Here is a 659-nt window from a genome sequence, read left to right as displayed (position 1 = left end):
GTCGGCACGTCATCGACGATGTTGACGGACAGGGTGCCTGTGGCGTTCTGGCCGTCTTGGTCGGTGAGCGAGACGGCGAGGTTCTCGAACAGGCTGTTGGTGCCGCCGGCAGTGGCATGGGCTTCATTGTCGAGCAGCGTGTAGGTGTAGCTGACGGCGCCGGTTGCGGGATTGTAGCCGGTCACGTTCAGCGTATTGCCGAGCGCGGTGGTGAAGGAGCTGGCGGTGAACACCCCGTTGGTGATGAAGGCGTGGCCGTCGATGGTCAGCGAGGCGATGCCGTCGGGCGAGGAGATGGTGAAGGTGCCGCCCTGGGTGGTGCTTTCCTTCGAGGTGTCGGAGCCGGCCGATTCGCCAACGCCGCGGCTGGCCAGGAGGTCATCCTCGTTGACGGTGACGTCGCCGCCATTGGCAGCCGGCGTCAGGTCGGTGATCACCGGCGGCGAGTTGCCGATCGAGATGGTCAGCGTGGTGTGCGAGGTGTCGCCGTCGCCGTCCTTGATGGTGTAGGTGAAGACGTCGTCATGGCCGCCGGCCGAGCCGGCATCGCGGGTATAGGTGTAGGTGCCGTCGGCGGCCAGCGTCAGCTTGCCGTAGAGGCCCTGGATCTGGATGCCCAGCGTCGCGGTGTTGTCGAGGGCGGCATTGGTGTCGCCGGC

1 protein-coding gene is annotated in these 659 nt (G+C 66.3%); it reads right to left on the bottom strand.

The window, feature by feature from the left end:
- On the bottom strand, window positions 1-659 hold a 659-nt coding region (locus JQK88_RS35520), incomplete at both ends, for a cadherin-like domain-containing protein (RefSeq protein WP_203281247.1).

This window comes from Mesorhizobium caraganae, assembly GCF_016836705.1.
Classification (GTDB): Bacteria; Pseudomonadota; Alphaproteobacteria; order Rhizobiales; family Rhizobiaceae; genus Mesorhizobium; species Mesorhizobium caraganae.
This window is presented reverse-complemented; position numbering and strand designations above follow the sequence as displayed.